At 41.8% G+C, this 335-nt stretch carries 1 protein-coding gene; it reads right to left on the reverse strand.

Annotation, left to right across the window (positions count from 1 at the left end; all coding sequences use genetic code 11):
• Positions 1 to 335, reverse strand: a 335-nt coding sequence (locus RM542_RS14830; protein ID WP_311386532.1) for a Calx-beta domain-containing protein, incomplete at both ends; no start/stop codon positions are given.

The raw sequence follows: 335 nt of genomic DNA on the forward strand, positions 1-335 counted from the left end.
AGCATGTTAATACCAGCAGGCGGAGTAGCATCAAAAGCAAGTGTAATATCTAAAGTTTCCGTTGCTTCGATAAGCATATCGTCCACGATGTTGATAGTCACTACAAGAGAAGACCCTGTTGCTGTTCCGGCAGGGAATGTTACGAAGGTATCTGTATTAGCTACCGTATAATCATCAGGATTAATAGCTGAGTTATCGGTTACATTGAAGTTTACATTGAAGGCATCTTGAACAGTATTCCCTGTATAGGAGATTACAAATTCAGCAGTACCAGCATCTTCGTTCACAGTAAAGTCGCTAACAGCAACCCCTTCTGTTGGGTCGTTGGCATCATT

This window comes from Croceitalea sp. P059, assembly GCF_031846365.1.
GTDB classification, from domain to species: Bacteria; Bacteroidota; Bacteroidia; order Flavobacteriales; family Flavobacteriaceae; genus Croceitalea; species Croceitalea vernalis.